Annotated in this window: 2 protein-coding genes; both read left to right on the forward strand. The window is 72.6% G+C overall.

Annotation, left to right across the window (positions count from 1 at the left end):
• Nucleotides 1-167: 167 nt before the first annotated feature.
• On the forward strand, nucleotides 168-1,073 hold the full coding sequence (locus tag ACWTSU_RS00635) for a UTP--glucose-1-phosphate uridylyltransferase (protein ID WP_455137970.1): 906 nt from the start codon (nucleotides 168-170) through the stop codon (nucleotides 1,071-1,073).
• On the forward strand, nucleotides 1,066-2,487 hold the full coding sequence (locus ACWTSU_RS00640) for a phosphoglucomutase (protein ID WP_455137971.1): 1,422 nt from the start codon (nucleotides 1,066-1,068) through the stop codon (nucleotides 2,485-2,487). Before ACWTSU_RS00635 ends, ACWTSU_RS00640 begins: the two co-directional genes overlap by 8 nt.
• The last annotated feature ends 42 nt before the right edge of the window (nucleotides 2,488-2,529 follow it).

The following is a 2,529-nucleotide window of genomic DNA, read 5'->3' on the forward strand; positions in this document are numbered from 1 at the left end:
TTGCGCGGCGAAGCTGTTTGAGGACGGGGACTGTCCCGCGCCCGCCCCTTCCCCGTCCTTCTCGCCCGTTGGCAGAGGGGGTCCGTATCAACCCGTTCGGTTGGGGTATGTTGTGAGTGCCGCCGGCTTGGCCGCGGCGTCACGATAACGACCGAAGGGACCAACCCATGAAGGCAATCATCCCCGCCGCCGGACTCGGCACGCGCTTCCTGCCGGCCACCAAGTGCACGCCCAAGGAGCTCCTCCCCGTCCTGGACAAGCCCGTCATCCAGTACGTGGTGGAGGAGGCGCTCGAGCCGGAGGGCGTCGACGGCGTCGTCATCGTCAACTCGCACGAGAAGCCCCAGATTGAGGCCTACTTCTCGGTCGACCACGCGTTTGAGTCCATGCTGCGCAAGCGCGGCAAGACCGCCGAGGCCGCCCGCGTGCACGAGGCCTCGACGCTGCCGGTCTCCTTCGTCTACCAGGACGAGGCCCGCGGCCTCGGACACGCCGTGCTCCAGGCGGCCGACGAGATCGACGGCGAGCCCTTCTTCGTGCTGCTCGGCGACTACTTCGTGCCCGACCGCCAGATGTGCGTGCGCATGGCCGAGGTCTCCCGCGCGCACGGAGGCGCGTCGGTCATCGCCGTGGCCCCGGTCCCGCCCGAGCAGGTGAGCCGCTACGGCATCATCGCGGGCACGTGCGTGGGGAGCCTCCCGGGCACCGACGCCACCGGCGAGCAGGAGGGCGCGATCTGGAAGGTGAGCGGCCTGGTCGAGAAGCCCCGGCCCGAGTTCGCCCCGTCGCACCTGTTCATCGTCGGGCGCTACCTGCTCTCCCCCCGCATCATGGACCTGCTCGCCACGCAGGGCCCGGGCGCCGGCAACGAGATTCAGCTGACCGACGCCATGGAGCGCCTGCTCGCCGAGGAGGAGATGTACGCGCTCGTGGTCGACCCGGCCGAGGGGTGCGACACCGGCACGCCGGCCGCCTGGGCGGCCACCAACGCACGCATCGCGCTGGGCGACCCCGAGCACCGCGGCGCGTTCCTCGAGGCCCTGGGCGAGCGCGACGCCGCGACCCTTGGATAGGCGCGGGGACATACTCAGGTTCGGGGCGGACGGCTGGAGCGCCCGGTTCGAGGATACCTTCACCGGCGAGAACGTGGCGCGCATGGCTGACGCGCTCGGGCTCGTGTGGGCGGATGCCGCGCCGGGCGCGCGCGTCTACGTTGGGTTCGACACGCGGCACGCGGCAGACGCGCACGCGCGCCTCGTCGCGGGCGTGCTCGCGTCCTACGGGCTCGACGTGCGCCTGTCCGACCGTCCCTGTCCCACGCCGGCCGTCGCCTGGAGCTGCGCGCGCGACGAGCGCGCCGTGGGCGCCGTCATCGTCACCGCGAGCTCGCGCTCGTGCGAGTACGGGGGAATCCTCGTGCGCGGCTCGGACGGCGGCCCGGTGCCGCGCGAGTTCCTCGACGACGTCGAGCAGGCCGTCTCGCTGACGCCCACCGCCGGGCGCGGCGCGTTCGAGGAGTGCGACCTCGTGTCCGCCTACCGCGCGTCGCTCGCGGGCCACGTCGACGCCGACGTCATCGCCGCCGCGCGCCCGCGCGTGGTCGTGGACGCGATGTACGGCTCGGGCACGGGCGTCCTCGCCGATCTCCTGCGCGACCTCGGCTGCGAGGTGGTCGAGATCCACGTCGAGGACCGCGAGGACTTCGGCGGCATCCACCCCGACCCGAGCGATCCCTGGGCGGACTCGTGCGAGCAGGCCGTCGTCGCGCACGGGGCGCGCATGGGCCTTCTCCTCGACGGCGACGGCGACCGCGCCGCCGTGGTGGACGAGAACGGCACGATCCTCGCGCCGCGCACCCTCGTGCCGCTGTTGATGGGGCATCTCGTCGAGAACCGGGGCGAGCGGGGGAGGGTCGTGTCGACGCTCACCTGCTCCGCGTGCGTGCGGCGCCAGGCCGAGCGCCTGGGCTGCGACATAACGGAGGTGCCCGTCGGATTCTCGAGGATCTATCGCGAGCTCGGCGAGGGCGACGTGCTGCTGGCGACGGAGGAGTACGGCGGCGTCTGCGTCCCCGCGCACCTGCGCGAGCGCGATGGCCTGCTCGTCTGCCTGCTCGCGGTGGAGCTCGTGTGCAAGACGGGGCTGGCGCCCACCGAGCTCGTCTCCGGGCTGGGCGAGCAGGTCGGGACCATGAGCTACGCGAGAAGGGACGTGCGCCTGGAGTCGGCCGCGAGCCAGGCCTTCCGCAACGTGCTGCCTGGGCTCAACCCGCAGGACGTGGCGGGCCGCGCGCCCGTGGAGGTGTCCCACGCCGACGGCATGCTGATGCGCTTCGAGGATGACTCCTGGCTGCTCATGCGTCCCTCGCGCACGAGCTCGGTGGTGCGCGTCTACGCCGAGGCGCCCACGTCGGCGGAGCGCGACGAGCTGCTCTCGAGCGCCGTCGCCCTCCTCCGCCTCCCGGACCCCTCCGCCCTGGATGTGTAGGAATTGTGGAGGCGCCCGATCACGCTCGACACGCGGCGCGCG

It is taken from the genome of Thermophilibacter sp. (assembly GCF_966187215.1).